The sequence below is a fragment of the Halorubrum sp. Ea8 genome, from assembly GCF_002252925.1.
Classification (GTDB): Archaea; Halobacteriota; Halobacteria; order Halobacteriales; family Haloferacaceae; genus Halorubrum.
The window spans coordinates 1-932 of the sequence record NZ_NHPF01000164.1 but is presented as its reverse complement, the minus strand read 5'-3'; the positions used below and the strand labels follow the sequence as shown (position 1 = coordinate 932).

At 59.5% G+C, this 932-nt stretch carries 1 protein-coding gene; it reads right to left on the bottom strand.

Annotated elements, in window-relative coordinates; all coding sequences use genetic code 11:
* Nucleotides 1–31: 31 nt before the first annotated feature.
* Entirely contained in the window at nt 32–862 is an 831-nt protein-coding gene (locus tag DJ74_RS18315) for an IS5 family transposase (RefSeq protein ID WP_094528267.1), read from the bottom strand.
* Nucleotides 863–932 lie beyond the last annotated feature (70 nt).

Sequence of the window (932 nt, the reverse complement as noted above, 5' to 3'; positions counted from 1 at the left end):
TGCTTTGTTGAATCCGATGACTGCGTCGGGGTCACTGTTTGAGAGCCTGTTCGAGGTTGTAGACTGCGGCGGTCAACACGAGTTTGCGGAATTCGCGGTACCAAGCGCGAGGGTGGACAGCGGGGCCGAATCGACGCTTGATGGCCGAAAAGGCGGTCTCGGCCATCCAGCGCTGGCCGTATAACTCGCTGTCCAACCGTGCGTTGTGTGCGTGATCGTACGCAGCAAACAGCCGGTGACGCAGCAACGGTCGGACGCCCTTTGATCGGAGGGCGTCCCGGAGCGATTGGTCGTCATAGCCTTTGTCGCCGGCGAGACTCTCTATTTTCCCGGTGTTGCGAAGAGCGACTCGACGGCCAGTTTGTGTGTCGTGAGGCCAGTGTGCCGAGCAGTGAAGATCGAGGATGGCACACGAGTCTGTATCGACGAGCGCCGTCGTTTTGAGCGTGCGTATGTGGCGATCCGAGCGATGTTGGTAGTGTCTCGATGCCGTTTCGCGGTCGAAGAACGTGGCATCGATGGCACCGTGCGAGCCCGGATCGCAGATGTTCGCGGACTCACGAAGGAACCCACGCCATATCGACATGGGCACCCTCTCAAACGACCGATACAGCGTTGAGGGTGCGGGAAATGCCGTTCGAGCGAGCTGTAACAGACCACGAACGCGATCCATCTCACTCGCCCAATCCACAATCTCGCGGTACGTCGCGTCCATGTGAACCCGCAAAAAGTGGAGCGTCACATGCTTCCAGCCGGGAAATCCGTGGCCAGTCGGATCACTCACCGCCGTTGGACTGGCGGCACAGCGCTTTTGAGCCAGCGACGCGGCTTGCTTAACGAAGCGGAAGAGGAGTTTGGACACATTCGGCTCTTCCGCTTCGCTTCCGCCTTCAGAGCGACGCAATCACGCCGCCTTCTGCGGATTCAACAGA